This window comes from Streptomyces sp. NPDC037288 (genome assembly GCF_055603265.1).
The window spans coordinates 1-21,833 of sequence record NZ_JBVJVY010000041.1; the positions used below are offsets into that span (position 1 = coordinate 1).

At 72.9% G+C, this 21,833-nt stretch carries 20 protein-coding genes and 1 pseudogene; 10 read left to right on the plus strand and 11 right to left on the minus strand.

The genetic code is table 11. The features are described from left to right. Positions 1-92 precede the first annotated feature (92 nt). Positions 93-419 (minus strand): annotated as a pseudogene (locus ACZ7GZ_RS33425) (MarR family winged helix-turn-helix transcriptional regulator); the annotation flags it as partial. A gap of 85 nt (positions 420-504) precedes the next feature. Between ACZ7GZ_RS33425 and ACZ7GZ_RS33430 the strand changes: the two are divergent. Both ACZ7GZ_RS33430 and ACZ7GZ_RS33435 read left to right on the plus strand, forming a co-directional pair. Next, complete coding sequence (locus tag ACZ7GZ_RS33430; protein ID WP_471030011.1) at positions 505-1,995, plus strand: MFS transporter; 1,491 nt, start codon at positions 505-507, stop codon at positions 1,993-1,995. 71 nt (positions 1,996-2,066) lie between these two features. Next, on the plus strand, positions 2,067-2,351 hold the full coding sequence (locus tag ACZ7GZ_RS33435; RefSeq protein ID WP_471030014.1) for a DUF6332 family protein: 285 nt from the start codon (positions 2,067-2,069) through the stop codon (positions 2,349-2,351). On the opposite strand, the gene ACZ7GZ_RS33440 is transcribed toward ACZ7GZ_RS33435, so the two are convergent. The 3 genes from ACZ7GZ_RS33440 to ACZ7GZ_RS33450 form a co-directional block, all read right to left on the minus strand. After that, entirely contained in the window at positions 2,312-2,977 is a 666-nt protein-coding gene (locus ACZ7GZ_RS33440) for a response regulator transcription factor (protein ID WP_471030017.1), read from the minus strand. The two genes, ACZ7GZ_RS33435 and ACZ7GZ_RS33440, sit on opposite strands and share 40 nt — an antisense overlap. Further along, on the minus strand, positions 2,974-4,188 hold the full coding sequence (locus tag ACZ7GZ_RS33445) for a sensor histidine kinase (protein WP_471030019.1): 1,215 nt from the start codon (positions 4,186-4,188) through the stop codon (positions 2,974-2,976). Before ACZ7GZ_RS33445 ends, ACZ7GZ_RS33440 begins: the two co-directional genes overlap by 4 nt. A gap of 122 nt (positions 4,189-4,310) precedes the next feature. Beyond that, positions 4,311-4,997: a TetR/AcrR family transcriptional regulator gene (locus ACZ7GZ_RS33450; protein WP_471030020.1), complete on the minus strand. Its 687-nt coding sequence runs from the start codon at positions 4,995-4,997 to the stop codon at positions 4,311-4,313. Positions 4,998-5,122: 125 nt separating this feature from the next. Between ACZ7GZ_RS33450 and ACZ7GZ_RS33455 the strand changes: the two genes are divergently transcribed. Further along, entirely contained in the window at positions 5,123-5,572 is a 450-nt protein-coding gene (locus ACZ7GZ_RS33455; RefSeq protein WP_471030022.1) for a nitroreductase family deazaflavin-dependent oxidoreductase, read from the plus strand. A gap of 356 nt (positions 5,573-5,928) precedes the next feature. On the opposite strand, the gene ACZ7GZ_RS33460 is transcribed toward ACZ7GZ_RS33455, so the two are convergent. Then, positions 5,929-7,170, minus strand: a complete 1,242-nt coding sequence (locus tag ACZ7GZ_RS33460; protein ID WP_471030025.1) for a geranylgeranyl reductase family protein — start codon at positions 7,168-7,170, stop codon at positions 5,929-5,931. Between the two features lie 129 nt (positions 7,171-7,299). Between ACZ7GZ_RS33460 and ACZ7GZ_RS33465 the strand changes: the two genes are divergently transcribed. Beyond that, the gene (locus ACZ7GZ_RS33465) at positions 7,300-8,655 is read left to right on the plus strand and encodes a M20/M25/M40 family metallo-hydrolase (RefSeq protein ID WP_471030027.1); all 1,356 of its coding nucleotides are present in this window, start codon (positions 7,300-7,302) and stop codon (positions 8,653-8,655) included. 61 nt (positions 8,656-8,716) lie between these two features. Then, positions 8,717-9,421, plus strand: a complete 705-nt coding sequence (locus tag ACZ7GZ_RS33470) for an MBL fold metallo-hydrolase (protein WP_471030029.1) — start codon at positions 8,717-8,719, stop codon at positions 9,419-9,421. A gap of 256 nt (positions 9,422-9,677) precedes the next feature. Here ACZ7GZ_RS33470 and ACZ7GZ_RS33475 read toward each other — a convergent pair whose 3' ends face one another. After that, entirely contained in the window at positions 9,678-10,721 is a 1,044-nt protein-coding gene (locus ACZ7GZ_RS33475) for an NUDIX hydrolase (protein WP_471030031.1), read from the minus strand. 144 nt (positions 10,722-10,865) lie between these two features. Further along, on the minus strand, positions 10,866-11,054 hold the full coding sequence (locus ACZ7GZ_RS33480) for a hypothetical protein (protein WP_471030033.1): 189 nt from the start codon (positions 11,052-11,054) through the stop codon (positions 10,866-10,868). Between the two features lie 527 nt (positions 11,055-11,581). Between ACZ7GZ_RS33480 and ACZ7GZ_RS33485 the strand changes: the two genes are divergently transcribed. The 3 genes from ACZ7GZ_RS33485 (at position 11,582) to ACZ7GZ_RS33495 (ending at position 14,943) form a co-directional block, all read left to right on the plus strand. Beyond that, positions 11,582-11,935: an ADP-ribosylation/crystallin J1 gene (locus ACZ7GZ_RS33485; RefSeq protein WP_471030036.1), complete on the plus strand. Its 354-nt coding sequence runs from the start codon at positions 11,582-11,584 to the stop codon at positions 11,933-11,935. After that, positions 11,932-12,702 (plus strand): maleylpyruvate isomerase family mycothiol-dependent enzyme, encoded by a 771-nt coding sequence (locus tag ACZ7GZ_RS33490; protein WP_471030037.1) that lies wholly within the window; start codon positions 11,932-11,934, stop codon positions 12,700-12,702. The genes ACZ7GZ_RS33485 and ACZ7GZ_RS33490 overlap by 4 nt, the downstream gene beginning before the upstream one ends. Before the next feature lie 216 nt (positions 12,703-12,918). After that, entirely contained in the window at positions 12,919-14,943 is a 2,025-nt protein-coding gene (locus ACZ7GZ_RS33495) for an NPCBM/NEW2 domain-containing protein (protein ID WP_471030039.1), read from the plus strand. A gap of 192 nt (positions 14,944-15,135) precedes the next feature. Here the strand turns inward: ACZ7GZ_RS33495 and ACZ7GZ_RS33500 are convergent, their stop codons facing one another. Next, positions 15,136-16,086, minus strand: coding sequence for an ROK family protein (locus tag ACZ7GZ_RS33500; RefSeq protein WP_471030041.1), 951 nt, complete (start codon positions 16,084-16,086; stop codon positions 15,136-15,138). Positions 16,087-16,304: 218 nt separating this feature from the next. Between ACZ7GZ_RS33500 and ACZ7GZ_RS33505 the strand changes: the two genes are divergently transcribed. Both ACZ7GZ_RS33505 and ACZ7GZ_RS33510 read left to right on the plus strand, forming a co-directional pair. Beyond that, positions 16,305-17,354 carry a LacI family DNA-binding transcriptional regulator gene (locus ACZ7GZ_RS33505; protein WP_471030044.1) on the plus strand — a complete coding sequence of 350 codons (1,050 nt, stop codon included), beginning with the start codon at positions 16,305-16,307 and terminating at the stop codon, positions 17,352-17,354. Between the two features lie 7 nt (positions 17,355-17,361). After that, entirely contained in the window at positions 17,362-18,123 is a 762-nt protein-coding gene (locus tag ACZ7GZ_RS33510) for a hypothetical protein (RefSeq protein ID WP_471030046.1), read from the plus strand. Positions 18,124-18,386: 263 nt separating this feature from the next. Here ACZ7GZ_RS33510 and ACZ7GZ_RS33515 read toward each other — a convergent pair whose 3' ends face one another. The 3 genes from ACZ7GZ_RS33515 to ACZ7GZ_RS33525 form a co-directional block, all read right to left on the minus strand. Beyond that, the gene (locus tag ACZ7GZ_RS33515) at positions 18,387-19,685 is read right to left on the minus strand and encodes a DUF6986 family protein (RefSeq protein WP_471030047.1); all 1,299 of its coding nucleotides are present in this window, start codon (positions 19,683-19,685) and stop codon (positions 18,387-18,389) included. A 183-nt stretch (positions 19,686-19,868) separates the two neighbouring features. Continuing rightward, positions 19,869-20,831 carry an electron transfer flavoprotein subunit alpha/FixB family protein gene (locus tag ACZ7GZ_RS33520; RefSeq protein ID WP_471030049.1) on the minus strand — a complete coding sequence of 321 codons (963 nt, stop codon included), beginning with the start codon at positions 20,829-20,831 and terminating at the stop codon, positions 19,869-19,871. A 53-nt stretch (positions 20,832-20,884) separates the two neighbouring features. Then, positions 20,885-21,670, minus strand: a complete 786-nt coding sequence (locus ACZ7GZ_RS33525) for an electron transfer flavoprotein subunit beta/FixA family protein (RefSeq protein ID WP_471030050.1) — start codon at positions 21,668-21,670, stop codon at positions 20,885-20,887. Positions 21,671-21,833 lie beyond the last annotated feature (163 nt).

Sequence of the window (21,833 nt, forward strand, 5' to 3'; positions counted from 1 at the left end):
CCCCCCCCCCCCCCCCCCCCCCCCCCCCCCCCCCCCCCCCCCCCCCCCCCCCCCCCCCCCCCCCCCCCCCCCCCCCCCCCCCCCCCCCCCCCGCGCCCCTTCGCCGTGAGCGCCACGCGCACCCCACGCCGGTCCTCGGCGCACATGGCGCGCTCGACCAGGCCGTCCTTCTCCAGGCGGCCGATCAGCCGGGACAGTGCGCTCTGGCTGAGATGGACGCGCTCGGAGATCTCCTGAACGCGGTAGGCGCAGCCGCCGTCCGCCGCGCCCTCGGCCAACAGGTCGAGAACCTCGAAGTCGCTGGCGCACAGGCCGTGTCCGCCGAGCGCCCGGTCCAGCTCGCACTGGGTGTGCGCGTGCAGCGCGAGGATGCCCCGCCACCGCTCCACGAGCGCCCGCTCGGCTCCGTTCGACGCCATGAGCGCACCGTAGCAGAGAAACAAGTTTATTGCATCGGAATTAAATGCGTTTGCATTCGATGTATGCGCATGTAGTGTCGTCGGCATGACCTCTCCGCTCACCACCCCCGCGTCCCCGTCCTCTGCGGTGCGCTGGACTCCCCGGCTGTGGGGCACCCTGCTGGTGCTCTGCGCGGCGATGTTCCTGGACGCGCTGGACGTGTCGATGGTCGGCGTCGCGCTGCCGTCCATCGGCTCCGACCTGCACCTGTCCACGTCGACGCTGCAATGGATCGTCAGCGGCTACATCCTGGGCTACGGCGGCCTGCTCCTCCTCGGCGGCCGCACCGCCGACCTGCTCGGCCGGCGGCAGGTGTTCCTCGTCGCACTCGGTGTCTTCGCGCTCGCCTCACTGCTCGGCGGGCTGGTGGACTCCGGTCCGCTGCTGATCGCCAGCCGCTTCATCAAGGGCCTGAGCGCGGCCTTCACCGCACCGGCCGGCCTGTCGATCATCACCACCACGTTCCCGGAGGGCCCGCTGCGCAACCGTGCCCTGTCCATCTACACCACCTGCGCCGCAACCGGCTTCTCCATGGGGCTGGTGCTCTCGGGCCTGCTCACCGAGGCCAGTTGGCGCTTCACGATGCTGCTGCCCGCGCCGATCGCGCTCGTCGCGCTCCTCGCCGGCCTGCGACTGCTGCCGCGCAGCGCCCGCGAGGAGAACCACGACGGGTACGACATCCCCGGCGCCGTCCTCGGCACCGCGTCGATGCTGCTGCTGGTCTTCACCGTCGTCCAGGCCCCCGAGGCCGGCTGGTCCTCGGCCCGCACCCTGCTGTCCTTCCTGGCCGTCGCGGCGCTGCTGACCGCCTTCGTCCTGGTCGAGCGGCGTTCGCCGAGCCCGCTCATCCGGCTGGGCGTGCTGCGCTCGGGCAGCCAGGTACGCGCCCAGCTCGGCGCGGTCGCGTTCTTCGGCTCGTACGTGGGCTTCCAGTTCCTGACGACGCTCTATATGCAGTCGCTGCTCGGCTGGTCGGCGCTGCACACCGCGCTCGCGTTCCTGCCGGCGGGCGCGCTGGTGGCGGTGTCCTCCACGAAGGTGGGTGCGATCGTCGACCGGTTCGGTACGCCACGGCTGATCGCGACCGGCTTCGCCTTCATGGTCCTCGGTTACGCGCTCTTCCTGCGCGTCGACCTCAACCCGGTGTACGCGGCCGTGATCCTGCCGTCCATGCTGCTGATCGGCGCGGCCTGCGCGCTGGTCTTCCCGTCGCTCAACATCCAGGCCACCAACGGGGTCGAGGACCACGAGCAGGGCATGGTGTCCGGTCTGCTCAACACCTCGGTGCAGGTGGGCGGCGCGATTTTCCTGGCGGTGGTCACGGCCGTGGTGACCGCGGGCGCTCCCGCGCACGCCACCCCGCAGGCCGTCCTCGACAGCTACCGGCCCGGTTTCCTCGTCGCCACGGGCATCGCGGCGGCCGGCCTGCTGATCACCCTCACCGGTCTGCGCAGCCGTCGTAGCCACCCGTCCCTCGTGGTCGCCAGGTCCACCGTGGAGGAGGCGGAAGCGGAGCGCGTGGCGGTCCGCGACTAGGGGGAAGCCTCCCAGCGGGCGCCCGGCGGGACTGGTTGCTCCGCCGGGCGCCCGTCTGTGAGGCTGGGGGAATGTACGCATACGGGGGACGCCGCAGCAAAGCCCAACAGGACGCGGCGACAGTCGAGATCGGCTATGCCCTGGTGAGCGCGGCCTTCGCGGCGGCGGTGCTGTTCGGGGCCGTGGCCGGGCCCGCGCTGCTCTTCGACCTGCCGCACCTGCTGTCCCTGACCCTGTGGCGGCTCGGTATGACGGTCGCGCCGGTCGTGTTCGTCGCCCGGGTGGTCAGCGTGCTGGTCCGCTACCGGCAGGCGGCTCAGCCCAGCCACCCGGGCCGCACCAACCCCGACTCGTAGGCCAGCACGACGAGTTGAGCGCGGTCCCGCGCGCCCAGCTTCACCATGGTGCGGCTGACGTGGGTCTTGGCCGTCAGCGGGCTGACCACCAGTCGGCGGGCGATCTCCTCGTTGGACAGGCCGATGCCGACCAGCGCCATCACCTCCCGTTCCCGCTCGGTCAGCCGGGCGAGGGCGCCGGCCGCCGCCGGCTCCTTGGAACGGGCCGCGAACTCCGCGATCAGCCGGCGGGTGACGCCCGGCGACAGCAGCGCGTCACCCTGGACCACCGCCCGTACGGCGCGTAGCAGTTCGTCCGGTTCGGTGTCCTTCACCAGGAAGCCGGAGGCGCCGGAGCGGATCGCCTCGAAGACGTACTCGTCCAGTTCGAAGGTGGTGAGCATGACCACCTTCACGTCCTTCAGCTCCCCGTCGCCGGTGATGCGCCGGGTCGCCGCGAGACCGTCCAGCAGGGGCATGCGGATGTCCATCAGGACGACGTCCGGCCGCACTTCGCGCACCAGGCGCAGCGCCCCCTCACCGTCGGCCGCCTCCCCGGCCACCTCGATGTCCGGCTGCGCGTCGAGCAACGCCCGGAAACCGGCCCGTACGAGCGACTGGTCGTCGGCCAGCAGTACCCGGATCACCGGTCCTCCCTCGGGTGCGACGGCAGTACGGCGAGCACCCGGAAGCCGCCGTCGGCGCGCGGGCCCGCCTCGATGGTGCCACCGAGCGCGGCGGCCCGCTCCCGCATGCCGGCCAGCCCGTTGCCGCTGCCTCCGGCGTCGGCGCCGGTGGCCGGACCGTCGTCGTCGATGCGCAGCCGCAGCGCGTCGCCGTCGTCGTCGAACCGCACACGCGCGTGCCGTGATACGGAGTGCCGTACGACGTTGGTCAGGGCCTCCTGCACGATGCGGAAGGCGGCGAGGCCGGTGCCGGGCGGCAGCCGCGGCGGCTCGCCCTCGATCTCCACGGTCAGCCCGGCCGCCGCCGCCTCCTCCACCAGCTCGGGCAGCCGGTCGAGGCCGGGGGCCGGGGCGCGCGGCGCGGCGTCGGACACCCGCAGGGTGTCGAGGACCTGGCGCACTTCGCCGAGCGCCTCCTTGCTGGCGGCCTTGATGGTGGTGAGCGCGGTCCGCGCCTGCTCGGGATCGCTGTCGAGCAGTGCGAGCCCCATGCCGGCCTGGACGTTGATGACGGAGATGCTGTGCGCGAGGACGTCGTGCAACTCGCGGGCGATCCGCAGCCGTTCCTCGTCCGCGCGGCGCCGCGCCGCCTGCGCCCGGTCGGCGCGCTCCCGGGCCCACTGTTCGCGCCGCGCCCGGGCCAGTTCGGTCAGGGCGACGACGGCCAGCACCCAGGTGGCGATGACGACCTCCTGGGGAAGGCTCCCTCGCTTGTCGCCCGAGGGCGGCAGCCAGCGGTAGAGCCAGAGGGCGGCCAGGGCGTGCCCGGTCCACAACAGGCCTACGGACGCCCACGCGGCCCGCCGGTGCCCGGCGACGACCGCGCTGTGACAACTGACGGCGACGGTCAGGAAGACGGGCCCGTAGGGGTAGCCCGCGGCCAGGTAGCCGAGGGTCGCCGTCGCGGTGCCGAAGGCCACGGCCACCGGGTACCGGTGCCGCCAGAGCAGCAGGACGGAGGCGATGACGAGCAGCACGCGCGCGTAGCCGTTCAGGGGCACGCGGTGGTGCTCGTTCTGCGCGGCGAAGTGGGTGCCGATCAGGACGAACGCGGTGAACAGCGCGGTGGATCGCCAGGGCAGGCGCGCCCGGCACGGCTCCCCCTCGTCCGGGGCGTTCCACCACGGTGGGCCGTGCCGCCACCACTGCCCCGGGGCGTGCTGCTCTTCCATGCAGGCCACGGTAGAGGCACCGGGCGGCGCGGACGTCGGCCGAGCGAGGTGATCACTCGTACTCCCGGGGAAGTACGACGGGCTCCGCCGGCCGGGCCCCGAGCCTCCCCACCCATCCCCGGCTACCGCAGCCCCACCCCCTGTGCCAGCCCCGTGGCAGCGTGCCGGAAGAAGGCTTCTCGGTCCTCGACCACGTTGTTGAACTGGCCGAACACTTCGAAGCTGACCAGTCCGAACAGCTGGGCCCAGGCTGCCACCAGAGCCGCGATCGCCTCGGGGGGCAGGTCGGGAGCGAGGTCGGCGGTCATGCGCTCGGCCTCGGGGCGCAGCCCGGCGGAGAGGGGGAGGCCGGTGAGGCCGGAGCGCTCGTGGGCGTCCCGGAGGATGCCGATGAAGACCAGGCCGACGCGGGCGGCGGCCGGGACGGTGGTCTGCGGAGCGGCGTAGCCCGGCACGGGCGAGCCGTAGATCAGCGCGTACTCGTGCGGGTGGGCGAGTGCCCAGCCGCGCACCGCCTCGCACACCGCCGTCCAGCGGGCCACGGGCGCGGCGTCGGCCGTGGCGTCGCGTGCCTGCTCCGCCGCCTCGCCGAGGGAGTCGTAGGCATCGATGATCAAGGCGGTGAGCAGCTCGTCGCGGCTCGGGAAGTAGCGGTACAGCGCCGAGGAGACCATGCCCAGCTCGCGGGCGACGGCCCGCAGCGAGAGCCTGGCCGCGCCTTCCTTCGCGAGGTGTCTGCGCGCCTCTTCCTTGATGGCTGCCGTGACTTCCCTCCTGGCCCGTGCGCGGGCGCCCTGTGCGGTGCTCATGCCAGCAGTGTGCCACGAACGAGAGCGGTGCACACAAGTGAGAGCACTGCTCTTGCTCTGGAGCACCTGTCTGCTCCACACTGAAGTCAAGCGAGAGCACCGCTCTCCCAACCGTGGGGGTCACCATGTCGACACACGTCAGGAAGCCGGGCTGGTTCACGGTCAACGTCTTCAACCGGGCGGTCGCCTGGATCACCCGGCGCGGCATCAGCATCTGGGGGTCCCGGGTCCTCGCGGTGCGCGGGCGCAAGAGCGGACAGTGGCGCACCACCCCGGTGAACCTGCTGACGGTGGACGGTCGGCAGTACCTGCTCGCCCCGCGCGGCCATGTCCAGTGGACCCACAACATGCGGGCGGCCGGCGGCGGCGAGCTGCGGCTCGGCAGGAACGTGGACGTCTTCACCGCCACCGAGGTCACCGACGACGACAAGGTCCCGCTGCTGCGGGCCTACCTCAAGCGCTGGAAGGCGGAGGTCGGGGTCTTCTTCGACGGCGTCGGCCCCGAATCCCCCGACGAGGCCCTGCGCCGTATCGCCCCCGACCACCCGGTCTTCCACATCACGGTCACGAGCTGACCGGCCCCCCACCGGGCTGCCGCCCCGGCCCAGGACCGGCACCGTCCCCACCGGCCCGGCCCTTCACGGCTCCCCACCGGCCCGGTCCTCCAGGGCTCCCCCACCCGCCCCCGTCCTTCACGGCCCCCCACCCGCCCCGGTCCTCCAGGGCTCCCCCACCCGCCCCCGTCCTTCACGGCCCCCCACCCGCCCCGGTCCTCCAGGGCTCCCCCACCGGCCCGGTCCTCCAGGGCTCCCCACCCGCCCCGGTCCTTCACAGGCCCCCGCCCGGCCCAGCTTTTCGCGGGCCCCCGCCCGGCCCGGCTTTTCGCGGCTCCCCGCCTGGCCGGCCCTTCCCGGATCCAGGCCCCGCGCGGTCAGGAACCGACCGGCTCCTCCGGCGCGACCACCTGTCCGCGGTCCAGGGCGGTCAGGGCGCGCTGGGCGATCGGGTGGGAGCGGACGAGCTCGCCCAGCGAGGTCGAGCCCTGCGTGATGTCCCGGAACGCCTTCCATGCGGGACGGAAGCCGGTGAGGGCCGCGTGGAAGAGGCCGGGACGCTTCTCGAACACGGCCAGCATGCGCTTGCCGACGCTCATCTCGACACCGAGCCCCGCCTTGATCGCGAACGCGTAGTTCAGGGCCTGGCGCCGGGTGTCGACCGCGTCGTGCGCCTCGGCGATGCGGACCGCCCACTCCCCCGCGAGCCGGCCCGAGCGCAGCGCGAAGGAGATGCCCTCGCGGGTCCACGGCTCCAGCAGGCCCGCCGCGTCCCCGCAGACCAGCACCCGGCCCCGGGAGAGCGGCGAGTCACCGGCGCGGCAGCGGGTCAGATGCCCGGAGGAGATGCTCGGCTCGAAGCCCGCCAGGCCGAGCCGGGCGACGAAGTCCTCCAAGTACCGCTTGGTGGCGGCGCCTTCACCGCGCGCGGAGATCACGCCGACCGTCAGGGTGTCGCCCTTCGGGAACACCCAGCCGTAACTGCCGGGCAGCGGGCCCCAGTCGATGAGGACCCGGCCCTTCCAGTCCTCGGCGACCGGCTCCGGCACCGGGATCTCCGCCTCCAGGCCGAGGTCGATCTGCTCCAGCTTCACGCCGACGTGCGCTCCTATGCGGCTGGCGCTGCCGTCGGCGCCGACGACCGCGCGGGCCAGCACCGTCTCGCCGCCCTGCAGGATCACGGCGACCGTGCGCCGGTCGGGGACGGCCGAGCCGTGCTGCTCGACCCGCTGCACCGTGACGCCCGTCCGCAGCTCGGCGCCGGCCTTCTGCGCGTGCTCGACCAGCTGCTGGTCGAACTCGGGCCGGTTGATCAGCCCGAACAGCATCTGCCGGGAGCGGCGGGTGCGGGTGAAACGGCCGTTGTTCGAGAAGGTGACCGCGTGCACCCGGTCGCGGAAGGGGAGCTCGAAACCGGGCGGCAGCGCGTCGCGCGAGGGTCCGATGATGCCGCCCCCGCAGGTCTTGTAGCGGGGCAGCTCGGCCTTCTCCAGCAACAGCACACGCCGTCCCGCGACCGCCGCCGCGTAGGCGGCCGAGGCCCCCGCGGGCCCCGCGCCCACCACGACGACGTCCCACACCCGCTGCACGCCGTCCGCCGAAGAGTTCTCGCCGCTCACGATGGTCTACTGCTCCGATCAAGCCGCTGCCGTAGTGTCCCTCGCATCCTACGGCGGCCGTCGTCGCAGGCCACTGTGGGAGTATCGGGGTACACCCCGTACAACGTCGCACCTACGAGGAGCGTGCCCATGTCGTCGAATCCGGTCGCTCAGACCGTCGCCTCGCTGCTGCCCAAGGCGCAGGCGGAGCTGGCCGAACTGGTCGCCTTCAAGTCGGTGGCGGACTTCGCCCAGTTCCCGAAGAGCGAGAGCGAGGCCGCCGCGAGCTGGATCGCCGACGCGCTGCGCGCCGAGGGCTTCGTCGACGTGGCCCTGCTGGACACCCCGGACGGCACGCAGTCCGTCTACGGCTACCTGCCTGGCCCGGAAGGTGCGAAAACGGTTCTCCTGTACGCGCACTACGACGTCCAGCCGCCGCTTGACGAGGCTGGCTGGACCAGCCCGCCGTTCGAGCTGACCGAGCGCGACGGCCGCTGGTACGGCCGCGGGGCCGCCGACTGCAAGGGCGGCGTGATCATGCACCTGCTCGCGCTGCGCGCCCTGAAGGCGAACGGCGGCGTCCCGGTGAACGTCAAGGTGATCTGCGAGGGCTCGGAGGAGCAGGGCACGGGTGGTCTTGAGCGGTACGCCGAGGAGCACCCGGAGCTGCTGGAGGCGGACACCATCGTCATCGGCGACGCGGGCAACTTCCGTGTCGGCCTGCCGACGGTGACCACCACGCTGCGCGGCATGACCCTGGTCCGCGTCCGGATCGACACCCTCGCGGGCAACCTCCACTCGGGCCAGTTCGGCGGTGCCGCCCCGGACGCGCTGGCCGCGCTGATCCGCGTGCTGGACTCGCTGCGCGCGCAGGACGGCTCGACCACGGTCGACGGGCTGGACGCCACGGGGACGTGGGACGGCCTGGAGTACACCGAGGGACAGTTCCGCGCGGACGCCAAGGTGCTCGACGGGGTCGGGCTGATCGGCGACGGCTCGGTCGCCGACCGCCTCTGGGCCCGCCCGGCCGTCACCGTCCTCGGCATCGACTGCCCGCCGGTCGTCGGCGCCACCCCGTCCGTGCACGCCGGCGCCCGCGCGCTGATCAGCCTGCGGGTGCCGCCGGGTGTGGACGCGGCGGAGGCGACCAAGCTGCTCCAGGCGCACCTGGAAGCGCACACCCCGTGGGGGGCCCGGGTCACCACCGAGCAGATCGGCCAGGGCCAGGCGTTCCGCGCCGACGCCTCCAGCCCGGCCTACCAGGCGATGGCCGACGCGATGGCGGTCGCCTACCCGGGCGAGACCATGCAGTACGCCGGCGAGGGCGGCTCGATCCCGCTGTGCAACACCCTCGCCGGGCTCTACCCGCGGGCGGAGATCCTGCTCATCGGGCTGAGCGAGCCGGAGGCGCAGATCCACGCGGTCAACGAGAGCGTCCATCCGCAGGAGCTGGAGCGGCTCTCGGTCGCCGAGGCGCTCTTCCTGCGCAACTACGCGGCGGGCTGAACCCTTCTGCCCCCGGCAGAGCGCCCTCGCCCGCGGCGGGGGCGCCGCCTACGGTCGGCGCATGGACGTCATCACCCTGCTCCCCCGGCTCCACCTGCTGCGTTTCCCCGTCGGCCAGGCGTACCTCTGGCGCGACGACGACGCGTTGACACTCGTCGACGCGGGCACCATCGGTGCCGGCCGTGCGATCGCCGACGCGGTCACGGCGCTGGGGCACGCGCCCGGGGACGTACGGCGGATCGTACTGACCCACTTCCATGAGGACCACGCGGGCGGGGCGGGCGAGTTCGCCGCGCTGAGCGGTGCGCAGGTACTGGCGCACCGCCTGGACGCGCCGTTCGTCCGCGGTGAACTCGCGGGCCCGCCGCCACGGTTCGAGGAGTGGGAGCTGCCGGTCCACGCGGCCGTGGCCCAGCACCTTCCCGAGGGCAGGCCGGTACCGCCGGTCGCGGTCAGCTGCGTGTCGGACGGCGATGTGCTGGACTTCGGCGGCGGCGCCCGGGTGATCCACGTCCCCGGGCACACCGACGGCAGCATCGCCCTGTTCCTGCCCGAGGAGGGTGTGCTGTTCACCGGTGACACGGTGGCCGCCTCACCGGTCGACGGCTCGGTGATCCCGGGGGTGTTCAACCTCGACCGGCCCCGACTCCTCGCCTCCCTGGGCAGGTTGGCGGACCTCGGCGCAGAGGTCGCTTGTTTTGGACATGGTGACCCGGTCGTGGGAGAAGCCGCACCCGCTCTGCGCAGAGCGGCGGTTGGGGGCTGACGGAGAGGTGCCCTCTCGCACCGTCTCACCGCACACACCCGCCTCACGGACCGCCTGCACCGGCATCGACGGCCGGTCCGCGCGCCTCCTGGTGGCGGGCCGGCCCGTCCTCGGCGATTCCCGCCTGCCCCGCGACGCCTGGCCCGCACTCCCCACTGTCTCAAGGGCGGGGGGCCCCAGCCGCGTGACCGGACCGCCCGCGGGGCCCGCCCCTCCGGCGGGCGACGGGAGTGTGACGGCAGGACCTGGCGGCGGCTCAGCCGACCGGTACCCCCGCCTCCAGGTACAGCGCGGCACCCCGCTCGCGGGCGCGCAGGGCCCAGCGCAGTCGCTCGTAGCGGACCGGGGGGAGCATCTCGGCGGCCTCCTGCTCGCTGGCGAAGCGCCAGCCGCGCAGCTCCGGGCCGGGCAGCAGGACCCGGGACGCCTCGCCGGCCTCGAGCCGGCCGCCGTCGAACAGCAGCCGCAGCCCGCCGAATCCGGGCGGCACCGGCCGTTCCCAGTCCACGACGAGCAGCCGGGGCACCTCGCGCAGCCGTATCCCGGTCTCCTCGGCGACCTCGCGCATCCCGGCGCGGGCCGGGGCCTCGCCCCGCTCGACCACCCCGCCGGGGAACTCCCAGCCGGGCTTGTAGGTGGGGTCCACGAGCAGCACCCGGTCCTGCTCGTCGAAGAGCAGCACCCCGGCGGCGAGGGTCTCGGCGGTCGGCTCCGGGGTCTGCACGATGTCGAGGGGCGGTACGGCGCCGCTGCCGACGGCGTCGGCGATGCGGACGGCGGTCTCGTGCGGGGTGAGGGCGCTGGTGTCCACCGGGTGGGCGTCGGCGGTGAGCCAGGAGGCGAGGGCGGCGCGGTAGGGCTCGATGTGGTCGTACGACCACTGCCGTACGCGCATCTCGCCGTCGGGCAGGTCGGGCGGGACCTCCCGGTCGGCTATCCGCTCGCGCAGGATCGTTTCAGCCGGGGCGAGCAGCAGATGGTGCACGGGGATTCTGCGGGCGGCGAGGCCGCCGAAGATCTCGTCGCGGTACTCCTGGCGGAGCAGGGTCATCGGCACCACGAGGGTCCCGCCCAGCTCGGCGAGCATCGCGGCCGCCGTGTCGACCACGAGCCGGCGCCAGATCGGCAGGTCCTGGAAGTCGCCGACCTCGGCGAGACGCTTGGCCGGCAGCAGGTGCGTGAGCGCCCCGCCGACGATCTCGGGGTCGAAGAGCGTGCTGTTCGGGATCAGTTCGATCAGTTCCCGTGCGGTGGTGGTCTTCCCCGCACCGAACGCGCCGTTGATCCAGACGACGGTCACGGACTTCCCCCTCTTGTGTTTGGCCCCCTGAGGCTTGCCCGCTCCACCCTGCCATGGAAACCCCGCCCCCGTGAGGGCGCCGGACGGGAGTGCCGGCGCCCCCCTGCGGCGGGACACCGGCACAGACGCCGTGGACCGTCGGACCTACTCCTGGCCGGGGGCGTCGTCGGCGTCGGCGGGGCCGTCCCCGACCGGGTGACCGGCCGAGTCGACGGTGTCCGAGACCCTGGAATCTCCCACGGGGCGGTCGCCCGCCCCGTGGGAGGGCGTGACGGCGGCCACGACGAATCCGGTGGCCAGGCTGGCGATGGCGAGCATGCTGCGCTTCTTCATGCGCTGGTCAACTGCCGGATCCGCCCGGGGGTCACGCGGATACCCGCGAGCAGCGGACTCGGGTCACCGTCCCGGGGGAGGGGGGAGAAGTCCGACGGTCACCTCCGCGTCGAGGCGCGGGGCGACGCGGCGGTCGTGCGCGATGCCCTCGCCGCGACGTTCGGCCTGGTCAGTCGGCACGGTCGCCACCGAGGACGGCACAGGCTGCGGACTGCGCGTACCCCGAGCCTTCGTCCCACACCTCCCCGAGTGCGTCACCTGCCTCCCGTGCCGTCGCACACCCGCGACGGCACCGGCGGCCCGCCGACCGGCTCGGCCGTCCGGCCGGCGTGCCCGGACCGACCGCCGACCGGGCCCGGGCACCCCGGACGGCCGCCCGACACCGCGACCCGGCGCGGCGCTTCGCGGCCCCGTGAGCGGAGCGGCCATGTGAAAAACCCGCTGGCCCGCTCCCGCGTGGCGCCGGTATCGTCCGGCATCCCGCCGTGCCCGGTCCAGCGGCAGGCCACGACCAGAGATGCGACACCATGACGAGCCGGCTCCTGACGACGACCCTGTGGCGACCCACCGGCCCCGCGGAGCTGGAGCTGGTCCGCGCACTCGACTGGCGGGCGTGGCCGCCCCGGCTCCCGGAGCAGCCGATCTTCTACCCGGTCCTCAACGAGGACTACGCCGTGCGGATCGCCCGGGACTGGAACGTCAAGTACGACGGCGCCGGTTTCGTGACCCGTTTCGAGGTCGGCACGGAGTTCCTCGGCCGTTATCCGGTACGGCGGGCAGGTGGCGAGACGATCCTCGAACTGTGGGTGCCCGCCGGGGAGTTGGACGAGTTCAACGCCCATATCGTCGGCCGCATCGAGGTCGTGCGGGAGTTCCGGTGAGCTCACGCCCGGCCCTCGGCGCCGCGGACGATCCCGTCGAGGACGTCGTACGCTCCGGCGGCCGGCTCGTGCGCGCCGCGGCCGGCCTGTCCGACGCCGGGCTGCGCGCCGCGTCGGGGCTGCCCGGGTGGACGCGCGGCCATGTGCTCGCCCATGTCGTGCACAGCGTCGACGCCTACGTGTGGCTCCTGCGGCTCGCGCACACCGGCCGGGCACCGGGCCCGCGCGCGGACGCGGCGGCACTGTCCGCGGCGGTCGAGCGGGACGCGGCACTGTCCGCCGACGGGCTCGCGGCCCGGCTGCGGGCGGGCCTGGACCGGTTCGCGGCACAGGCGCGCACGATGCCCGCCCCGGCCTGGGACCGTCTGGTACCGGCACTGGCCGGCTGGCGGCACCCGGCCTGGTATCTGCTGCTGCGCTGTCTGCGGGAGCTGGAGACACATCACCTCGACCTGGGCGTCGGCCACGGCACCGAGCGGTGGCCGGACCGATACGTCTCCTGGGCGCTGGACGACACCCTCGCCACACTGCGCGCCCGGGGCTTCCCCCTCGCCTCGGTGGAGGCCGTCGATCTCGGCCGTCGCTGGTCGGTGGCGGCGGACGGCCCCTCGGTCGCCGGGGCCGGGCACCAGGTGCTCGGCTGGCTCAGCGGACGTACTCCGGCCGGCGGGCTGACGGCCGACCGCCCGGCCCGCCCTCTGCCGCGTCCGCCCGCCTGGCCGCAGCCGCCACTGCCCGGCTGGGGCAGCGTCGACGACGGCGCATGAGCCCCGGAAGCGAACACATCCGAACGCCCACTGACTATCGCGCAGCAGAAACAGCGCTGCTGTCAAGGGATTTGACGGGTTGTCGCACAGTCGAGGCACAGCTCTTCCAACAGAGTCCGACACGTCCTACCGTAAACGCGCACTGATGACACGAACATGCCGCCCTGGTCGCCGCATGCCGTCATCCACCTTTCGCGAGTCGGAGGAACGTCAACGATGCGTCACCCTCACACCCGCACAATCCGCCGAAGAGTGGTCGCAGCACTCACCGCAGGACTGCTGTGCGCGGCCGGCCTCGCCACCCCCGCCCTGGCGGCCCCCGCCCAGGACCGTGCCGCCGCCCCCGACCTGGCCGACGGTCTCGCCCTCACCCCGCCGATGGGCTTCAACAACTGGAACTCCACGCACTGCCGCGCGGACTTCAACGAGAGCATGGTCAAGGGCATCGCCGACCTGTTCGTGGCGAAGGGCCTGAAGGACGCCGGCTACCAGTACGTCAACCTGGACGACTGCTGGGCGCTGCCGCGGCGCGACGCCGACGGCAAGCTGGTACCCGACCCGGCCCGCTTCCCGAACGGCATCAAGGCCGTCGCCGACTACGTCCACTCCAAGGGGCTCAAGCTCGGCATCTACACCAGCGCCGGCACCAAGACCTGCAACAGCGCGGGCTTCCCCGGCGCGCTCGGCCACGAGTACAGCGACGCGCGGCAGTTCGCCGACTGGGGCGTGGACTACCTGAAGTACGACAACTGCAACAACCAGGGCGTCGACGCCAAGCGGCGGTACACGACCATGCGGGACGCGTTGAAAGCGACGGGCCGGCCCCTCGTCTACAGCATCTGCGAATGGGGCGAGAACAAGCCCTGGGAGTGGGCGTCGGACGTCGGGCATCTGTGGCGCACCACGGGTGACATCGGCGACAGCTGGGGCTCGATGCTCTCCATCCTGAAGCAGAACCTCCCCCTCGCGCCGTACGCCGGGCCCGGTCACTGGAACGACCCCGACATGCTGGAGGTCGGCAACGGCGGCATGACGGACACCGAGTACCGCTCCCACTTCTCCCTCTGGTCGGTCATGGCCGCGCCGCTGCTCATCGGCACCGATCTGCGCAAGGCCTCACCTGCGACCTTCGACATCCTGGACAACAAGGAGGTCATCGCCGTCGACCAGGACCCGCTGGGCAAGCAGGGCACGGTCGTCTCCTCCGCGGGCGGACGCCTGGTCATCGCCAAGGAGATGAAGGACGGCAGCCGCGCGGTGGCCCTGTTCAACGAGTCGGGCACCGCACAGCGGATCGCCACCACCGCCGCCGCCGTCGGCCTGTCCGACGCCCCCGCCTACACCCTGCGGGATCTGTGGCAGCACCGCGCCTACAACACCGCCGGCACCATCGCGGCCACCGTCCCCGCCCACGGCACGGTCCTGCTGCGCGTCTCGGCCGACCCCCGCTGGGCCGGCAACCCGCCCGCCGCCGAACTGGGCCTGGACGGCGGCGCACTGCTGGAGGCCGCCGCCCCAGCCACGCTGACCAGCACCGTCACCGACCTCGGCCGTACCTCCGCGCACCACGTGTCCGTGTCCCTGACCGGCCCCGACGGTTGGACCGTACGGCCCGCCTCGCCGACCACGGCCACCACCCTCGCCACCGGCCGGACCCTGCGCACCGCCTGGACGGTCACCGTCCCGCCCGGCACCCCGGCCGGTCCCTACGACCTCACACTCCGGGCGGACTACCGCTCACCGGCCGGAGAGCGCGTCACCAGCGCCCTCCCGCTGACCGCGTCCGTCGTGGTACGGCCGCCCGCCGGGACGTCGTACCTGAGCGACCTGACGTGGCTGTCGGCGACAAGCGGCTGGGGGCCGGTGGAACGCGACACCAGCAACGGGGAGAGTGCCGCGGGCGACGGCCATCCGATCACCATCGGCGGCACCGTGTACCCCAAGGGCCTCGGCGCCCACGCACCGAGCGACGTCTCCTTCTACACCGGCAAGGCCTGCTCGAAGGTCACCGCGGACGTCGGCGTCGACGACGAGAAGGGCACCAACGGCAGCGTCGCCTTCGAGATCTGGGCGGACGGCACGAAGGTGGCCTCGACGGGCGTCCTGACCAACGCGATGCCCGCCCAGCCCCTCGCCGCCGACGTCACCGGCGCCCAGGTCGTCCACCTGGTCGTGACCGACGCGGGAGACGGAAACGACTCCGACCACGCGGACTGGGCGAACGCGAGCGTGAACTGCTGACGGCGCCCGCCCGTGGGGGCGGCTGAGCCTACGCGGCTGCGGGTGCGACTGCTGACGCCGCCCAGCCAAGCGGACGCCTGAGACCCTACGCGGCCGCGGGTGCGTGGGGGCTGGTCGCGCAGTTCCCCGCGCCCCTCAGGCGACCGCAGTACCGGCACCTTGACAGCAGCACCCAGCGAGCAGCGCTACGGCTCACACCCCCGCCGTAGCGTCCGGCCGGCGCGCCAGCGCCGCCGCCGCCGCGCCGACCAGCCCCGCATCCGTCCCCATCTGCGCGGGCACGACCGTCAGTCGCTGCACGAAGGACAGTGTCGCGTAGTCGGTGAGTGCCTTGCGCAGGGGCGTGAAGAGGATGTCGCCCGCCTTGCCGACGCCCCCGCCGATCACCGCGATGTCGATCTCGACCAGGGTCGCGGTGGCCGCGATGCCGGCGGCCAGCGCCCGGGCCGCCCGGTCGAAGGAGGCCACGGCGACCGGGTCGCCCTCGCGGGCCGCGGCGGCCACCGCGGCGGCCGAGGTGTCGCCGTCGGGGCCGGGGCGCCAGCCCTGCTCCAGGGCGCGGCGGGCGATGTTGGGGCCGCTGGCGATCCGCTCCACGCAGCCGCGCGAGCCGCACGGGCACGGGTCGCCGTCGAGGTCGACGCTGATGTGACCGATGTGCCCGGCGTTGCCGGTCGGCCCGGGGTGCAGCTTCCCGCCCAGCACCAGGCCGCCGCCGACGCCGGTCGACACCACCATGCACAGCGCGTCGTCGTGGCCGCGGGCGGCCCCCTGCCAGTGCTCGGCGGCCGTGATCGCGACGCCGTCGCCGATCAGCTCGACCGGGAGACCGCCGGTGGCCATGCGCACCCGCTCGACCAGCGGGAAGTCGCGCCAGCCCGGCACGTTCACCGGACTGACGGTGCCCGCCGAGGCGTCCACCGGGCCGGCGCTGCCGATGCCGACGGCATGCGCCCGCCCCCACAGCGGCGACCCGGCGAGGTCGGCGAGTACCTCCTCCACCGCCCGGATGACCGTTTCGCCGTCCTGCTGGGCGGGTGTGGCGCGCTGGACTCGGGCCAGGATCCGTCCGCGGCCGTCCACGAGACCGCCGGCGATCTTGGTACCGCCGATGTCCAGGGCCGCCACGAGGTCGGTGTGCATCAGAGTCAGACTCCCCGTTGAAGCTCGCAAACCAAGGAAAGGCAGGCCGGTCAAGCGGTGGGGGCGCAGGCCGGAGACAGCGGTGGACAGTGTCTCTCGCATCTGACAACGTTGTCCAGGCTCTATGCTCGACGCCACATCCTCATACAAACCGAGGATCGACGCACCATGCCGCTGACAAGTCGGACAACTCGTACGACAGGACAGGACACCGCACCGTGCCCGAGACCACCCGCCGCGCAGACAGCCTTCCCGGTACCCGTTACGGCAACCGCCCGACGATGAAGGACGTGGCGGCGCGGGCCGGGGTCGGTCTGAAGACGGTTTCCCGGGTGGTCAACGGCGAGCCCGGCGTCACCCCGGACACCGAGCGCCGGGTGCAGGAGGCGATCGAGGCGCTGGGCTTCCGCCGCAACGACAGCGCCCGGGTGCTGCGCAAGGGCCGTACGGCGAGCATCGGCCTGGTCCTAGAGGACCTCGCCGACCCCTTCTACGGCCCGCTCAGCCGCGCCGTCGAGGAGGTGGCCCGGGCCCACGGCGCCCTGCTGATCAACGGCTCCAGCGCCGAGGACCCGGAGCGCGAGCAGGAGCTGGCGCTGGCCCTGTGCGCACGGCGGGTGGACGGTCTGGTGGTGATCCCGGCCGGTGACGACCACCGCTATCTCGAACCGGAGATCAGGGCGGGCGTGGCGACCGTGTTCGTCGACCGGCCGGCCGGGCGCATCGACGCCGACGTGGTCCTCTCCGACAACTACGGCGGTGCCCGGGACGGCGTCGCCCATCTGATCGCGCACGGGCACCGCCGGATCGGGTTCATCGGCGACATGCCGCGCATCCACACCGCCGCCGAACGGCTGCGCGGCTACCGGGCGGCCATGGAGGACGCGGGGATACCGGTCGAGGACGCCTGGATGTCCCTCGGGCAGACGAATCCGGAGCGGGTGCGCCGGGCGGCGGAGGAGATGCTCTCCGGGCCCGCGCCCGTCACCGCGGTCTTCGCGGGCAACAACCGGGTGACGGTCACCGTGATCCGGGTCCTCGCCGAGCACGCCCGTCAGGTCGCCCTCGTCGGCTTCGACGACATCGAACTGGCCGATCTGCTCCAGCCGGGCGTCACGGTGGTCGCCCAGGACTCGGCCGCCCTCGGCCGTACCGCCGCCGAGCGCCTCTTCCGTCAGCTGGACGGCGGGCTCGTCGCCCCGGAGCGCATCGAGCTGCCCACCCGGCTGATCACGCGCGGCTCGGGCGAGCTGCCGCCGGCCGACTGAGCCGCCCGTGACCGGCCGCACCCTGGGGGAACTCGGCCTGGCCGACGCCCCCCGCGACCATCCGCTGAGCTACCCCGGTGCCTGGCCCGCCGACTCCGGAGTCCTGCACGGCGACCGGATGCTCCCGTTGGAGCACCTGCTGTACGACGACCGGGTGCCGGTCCTCGCCGTCGGTTCCAACGCCTGCCCCGGCCAACTGCGCCACAAGATGGCGGAGTTCGGGATCGGCTCCCCGCTGCCCATGGTGCGGACCCGGGTGACCGGCCTCGACGTGGGCGTCTCCGCGCACGTCAGCCGCCTGGGCTATCTCTCCGCCTCGCCGGTCAGGTCGCCTCGCTGCTTACGTGAGTTGTACGTCATCTGGCTGGACCGCCACCAGCTGGAGGTGATCGACGCCAGCGAGGGCGTGCCGCTGAGGGACGGCAACTTCCGGCGGGCCTGGCTGCCCGCGGCGGACGTGCGGATCGAGCTGCCGGACGGTTCCGTGCTCGCGGGGGCGTACGCCTACGTCAACCGGCACGGGGTGCTGCACAACGGCTGCGACGCGCCGCGCCGTCACCCCGGCGACCAGCGCGCCCTGATCACCGAACTCCTGGTCGCGTCTGCGCCGTTGCGCGAGCTGTTCGGGGTCACGCCAGAGGAGTTCTGCACGCGGGCACGCCGGGACGCCGGCCTGTGCGCGCGGGGCACAAGGCTGTTCGCCGAGCAGAAGTGGGTGACGGAGTCGGGGCTGGAGCCGTACGCCGACGGGCGGCAGGCCGGTCCCTGACGTGACCCGGGTCGGCCGGCCCGGAGGTCCGTTCCACGGCAAGCAGGAGAAGCCGTCGCCGCTGTACCGGTCCGAGCGGGTGCCGCCGCAGTTTCCACTCTTGCGGTCAAGGGGTGTCGTGGCCCCGGAGGCGAGCGCGTGCTGTGGCCGGACGGCCGCGGCGGCGCCGGGGGCGAGCAGGCCCACGACGCCGGCCGTGACCGCAGCCCGGCCGTCATGATCTTTCCGGGATCAGCACCGTTCGAGGTGCTGTCGGCAGCACCTCACTTCGCGGAGGCGGTGAGGTCACCGCGACGGGGCGCCGCGAAGCCTTCCAGGTCGGCGCGGGTCAGCCCGGTGAGGCGGGCGACCTCGGCGATGTCGAGGGCGCCGCAGTCCAGGCCGCGCAGCAGATAGCCGCTGAGGGCCTTGGCGGTGGCGGGCTCGTCCATGACGTCGCCGCCGGCGTGGTTGGCGTAGCGGGCGAGGCGGCCCGCCGCCTGCTCGAAGCCCTCGCGGTAGAAGGCGAAGACGGCGGCGTAGCGGGTGGGGATGTGGCCGGGGTGCATGTCCCATCCCTGGTAGTAGGCGCGGGCGAGGGCGCGGCGGGTGAGGCCGTAGTGGAGGCGCCAGGCGTCGTGGACCTTGGCGGTCGGGCCGACCGGGAGGACGTTCGTCGAGCCGTCGGAGACGCGGACGCCGGTGCCCGCGGCGGCCACCTGCATGATCGCCTTGGCGTGGTCGGCGGCGGGGTGGTCGCTGGCCTGGTAGGCCGCGGAGACGCCGAGGCAGGCGCTGTAGTCGAAGGTGCCGTAGTGCAGCCCGGTGGCGCGGCCCCCGGCGGCCTGGATCATCCGGGCGACGGTGGCGGTGCCGTCGGTGGCCAGGATGGACTGGCTGGTCTCGATCTGGATCTCGAAGCCGAGCCGGCCGGCGTCCAGGCCGTGCGCCTTCTCGAAGGCCTCCAGAAGGCGGACGAAGGCGGTGACCTGCTCGGGGTACGTCACCTTCGGCAGGGTGAGGACGAGGCCCTCGGGCAGACCCCCGGCCTCGATCAGGCCGCTGAGGAAGACGTCGAGGGTGCGGATGCCCCGGTCGCGTACCGCCGCTTCCATGCACTTCATGCGGATGCCCATGTACGGCGCCGCCGTGCCGTTCTTGTGGGCCTCCGCGATCAGACGGGCCGCGCGGGCCGCCGTCGCGTCCTCCTCGGCGTCGGGGCGGGGGCCGTAGCCGTCCTCGAAGTCGACGCGCAGGTCTTCGACGGGCTCGCGTTCCAGCTTGGCGCGGACGCGGGAGTAGACCGGCTCGGCCAGTTCGTCGGACAGGCCGAGGACCGCCGCGAAGGAGGCGGCGTCCGGGGCGTGTTCGTCGAGGGCGGCGAGCGCCTGGTCGCCCCAGGAGCGGATGGTGTCGGCGGCGAAGGCGTCACCGGGGACGTAGACGGTGTGGACGGGCTGCCGGGTGCCGGGGTCCCCGGGGTAGCGGCGCTCCAGCTCCGCGTCGACCGGTGCGAGGGAGGCGCTGATCTCCTCGCTGACGGCGCCCGCGAGGCTCGTCGCCACCTTCTCCTGCTGACCCATCCCACACCCTCCAATTTTCCGCTGTACGGAATCAATAATCCGTAGAACGAAGTTATCTGTGTGATTCTCGCTGGTCAACACCCCGTCCGGACCCTGGTCGGCATCCGGCGGATCGTCACCAGGATGCACCGAGGCCCCCGTGACCGCGCCGGTCACAGGGGCCTCGTCGAGCCAGGGAGGGGCTCAGCCCTTGCGGGCCTTGATCTCCTCGGTCAGCTGCGGGACGACGTCGAAGAGGTCGCCGACCACGCCGTAGTCGACCAGCTCGAAGATCGGGGCCTCGGCGTCCTTGTTGACGGCCACGATGGTCTTCGAGGTCTGCATACCGGCGCGGTGCTGGATCGCGCCGGAGATGCCGTTGGCGATGTACAGCTGCGGCGAGACCGACTTGCCGGTCTGGCCGACCTGGTTGGTGTGCGGGTACCAGCCGGCGTCGACGGCGGCACGCGAGGCGCCGACGGCCGCGCCGAGGGAGTCGGCCAGCGCCTCGATGATCGAGAAGTTCTCGGCGCCGTTGACGCCACGGCCACCGGAGACCACGATCGCGGCCTCGGTCAGCTCCGGACGGCCCGTCGACTCACGCGGCGTACGGCCGGTGATCTTCGTGCCGGTGGCCTTGTCGGAGAAGGTCACGGACAGGGCCTCGACCGCACCGGCGGCCGGGGCGGCCTCGACGGCGGCGCTGTTCGGCTTGACCGTGATGACCGGGGTGCCCTTGATGACACGGGACTTGGTGGTGAAGGACGCGGCGAACACCGACTGGGTGGCCACCGGGCCCTCGTCGCCGGCCTCCAGGTCGACGGCGTCGGTGATGATGCCGGAGCCGATGCGCAGCGCCAGACGGGCGGCGACCTCCTTGCCCTCGGCGGAGGACGGGACCAGCACGGCGGCCGGGGAGACGGCCTCGTAGGCGGCCTGCAGGGCGTCCACCTTCGGTACGACCAGGTACTCGGCGTACTCGGACGCGTCGTGGGTGAGGACCTTCACCGCGCCGTGCTCGGCGAGCGTGGCGGCGGTGTCGGCGGCGCCGTTGCCCAGCGCGACGGCGACGGGCTCGCCGATGCGGCGGGCCAGGGTCAGCAGTTCGAGGGTGGGCTTGCGGACGGCACCGTCCACGTGGTCGACGTAGACGAGAACTTCAGCCATGGGATTGCTCTCCTGCGTAACGAAGTTGAGGGGCGGTCAGCGGGGGCGAGCCCTTAGATGAACTTCTGGCTCGCGAGGAACTCAGCGAGCTGCTTGCCGCCCTCGCCCTCGTCCTTGACGATGGTGCCGGCCGTGCGCGCCGGGCGCTCGTTCGCGGCCTCGACCTTGGTGAACGCACCGTCCAGGCCGACCTCCTCGGCCTCGATGTCCAGGTCGGACAGGTCCCAGGACTCCACCGGCTTCTTCTTGGCCGCCATGATGCCCTTGAAGGACGGGTAGCGGGCCTCGCCCGACTGGTCGGTGACGGAGACGAGCGCCGGGAGCTGCGCCTCGAGCTGCTCGGAGGCGGCGTCACCGTCGCGACGGCCCTTGACCACGCCGTCCTCGACCGAGACCTCGGACAGCAGGGTGACCTGCGGGACGCCGAGACGCTCGGCGACCAGCGCGGGGACGACACCCATGGTGCCGTCGGTGGAGGCCATGCCGGAGACGACCAGGTCGAAGCCGGCCTTCTCGATCGCCTTGGCCAGCACCAGGGAGGTGCCGATGGCGTCGGTGCCGTGCAGGTCGTCGTCCTCGACGTGGATGGCCTTGTCGGCACCCATCGAGAGAGCCTTGCGGAGCGCGTCCTTGGCGTCCTCGGGGCCGATGGTCAGAACCGTGACCTCGGCGTCGTCCGCGTCCTCCGCGATCTGCAGCGCCTGCTCGACCGCGTACTCGTCCAGTTCGGAGAGCAGACCGTCCACGTCGTCGCGGTCGACGGTCAGGTCATCGGCGAAGTGCCGGTCGCCAGTGGCGTCGGGCACGTACTTCACAGTGACAACGATCCTCAAGCTCACGCCGGCTCTCCTACTGCATCGTCATTTCCGGGCTGCCTCTTGCAGGCAGCATAGGCGCCTCAAGCGGCCGATCCCGGTCGGGGCGTCCGCGCGCTCCGACCGAAATATTACTCAGCAGTACACCCAGTTCCCGCCCGCTAAGCAAGCGCTTTGAACTGTGACC

Coding starts and splice junctions, on each gene's coding strand:
- ACZ7GZ_RS33430 (WP_471030011.1), top strand. CDS start 505: ATGACCTCTCCGCTCACCACCCCCGCGTCCCCGTCCTCTGCGGTGCGC.
- ACZ7GZ_RS33435 (WP_471030014.1), top strand. CDS start 2,067: ATGTACGCATACGGGGGACGCCGCAGCAAAGCCCAACAGGACGCGGCG.
- ACZ7GZ_RS33445 (WP_471030019.1), bottom strand. CDS start 4,188: ATGGAAGAGCAGCACGCCCCGGGGCAGTGGTGGCGGCACGGCCCACCG.
- ACZ7GZ_RS33450 (WP_471030020.1), bottom strand. CDS start 4,997: ATGAGCACCGCACAGGGCGCCCGCGCACGGGCCAGGAGGGAAGTCACG.
- ACZ7GZ_RS33455 (WP_471030022.1), top strand. CDS start 5,123: ATGTCGACACACGTCAGGAAGCCGGGCTGGTTCACGGTCAACGTCTTC.
- ACZ7GZ_RS33465 (WP_471030027.1), top strand. CDS start 7,300: ATGTCGTCGAATCCGGTCGCTCAGACCGTCGCCTCGCTGCTGCCCAAG.
- ACZ7GZ_RS33470 (WP_471030029.1), top strand. CDS start 8,717: ATGGACGTCATCACCCTGCTCCCCCGGCTCCACCTGCTGCGTTTCCCC.
- ACZ7GZ_RS33480 (WP_471030033.1), bottom strand. CDS start 11,054: ATGAAGAAGCGCAGCATGCTCGCCATCGCCAGCCTGGCCACCGGATTC.
- ACZ7GZ_RS33485 (WP_471030036.1), top strand. CDS start 11,582: ATGACGAGCCGGCTCCTGACGACGACCCTGTGGCGACCCACCGGCCCC.
- ACZ7GZ_RS33495 (WP_471030039.1), top strand. CDS start 12,919: ATGCGTCACCCTCACACCCGCACAATCCGCCGAAGAGTGGTCGCAGCA.
- ACZ7GZ_RS33500 (WP_471030041.1), bottom strand. CDS start 16,086: ATGCACACCGACCTCGTGGCGGCCCTGGACATCGGCGGTACCAAGATC.
- ACZ7GZ_RS33515 (WP_471030047.1), bottom strand. CDS start 19,685: ATGGGTCAGCAGGAGAAGGTGGCGACGAGCCTCGCGGGCGCCGTCAGC.
- ACZ7GZ_RS33520 (WP_471030049.1), bottom strand. CDS start 20,831: ATGGCTGAAGTTCTCGTCTACGTCGACCACGTGGACGGTGCCGTCCGC.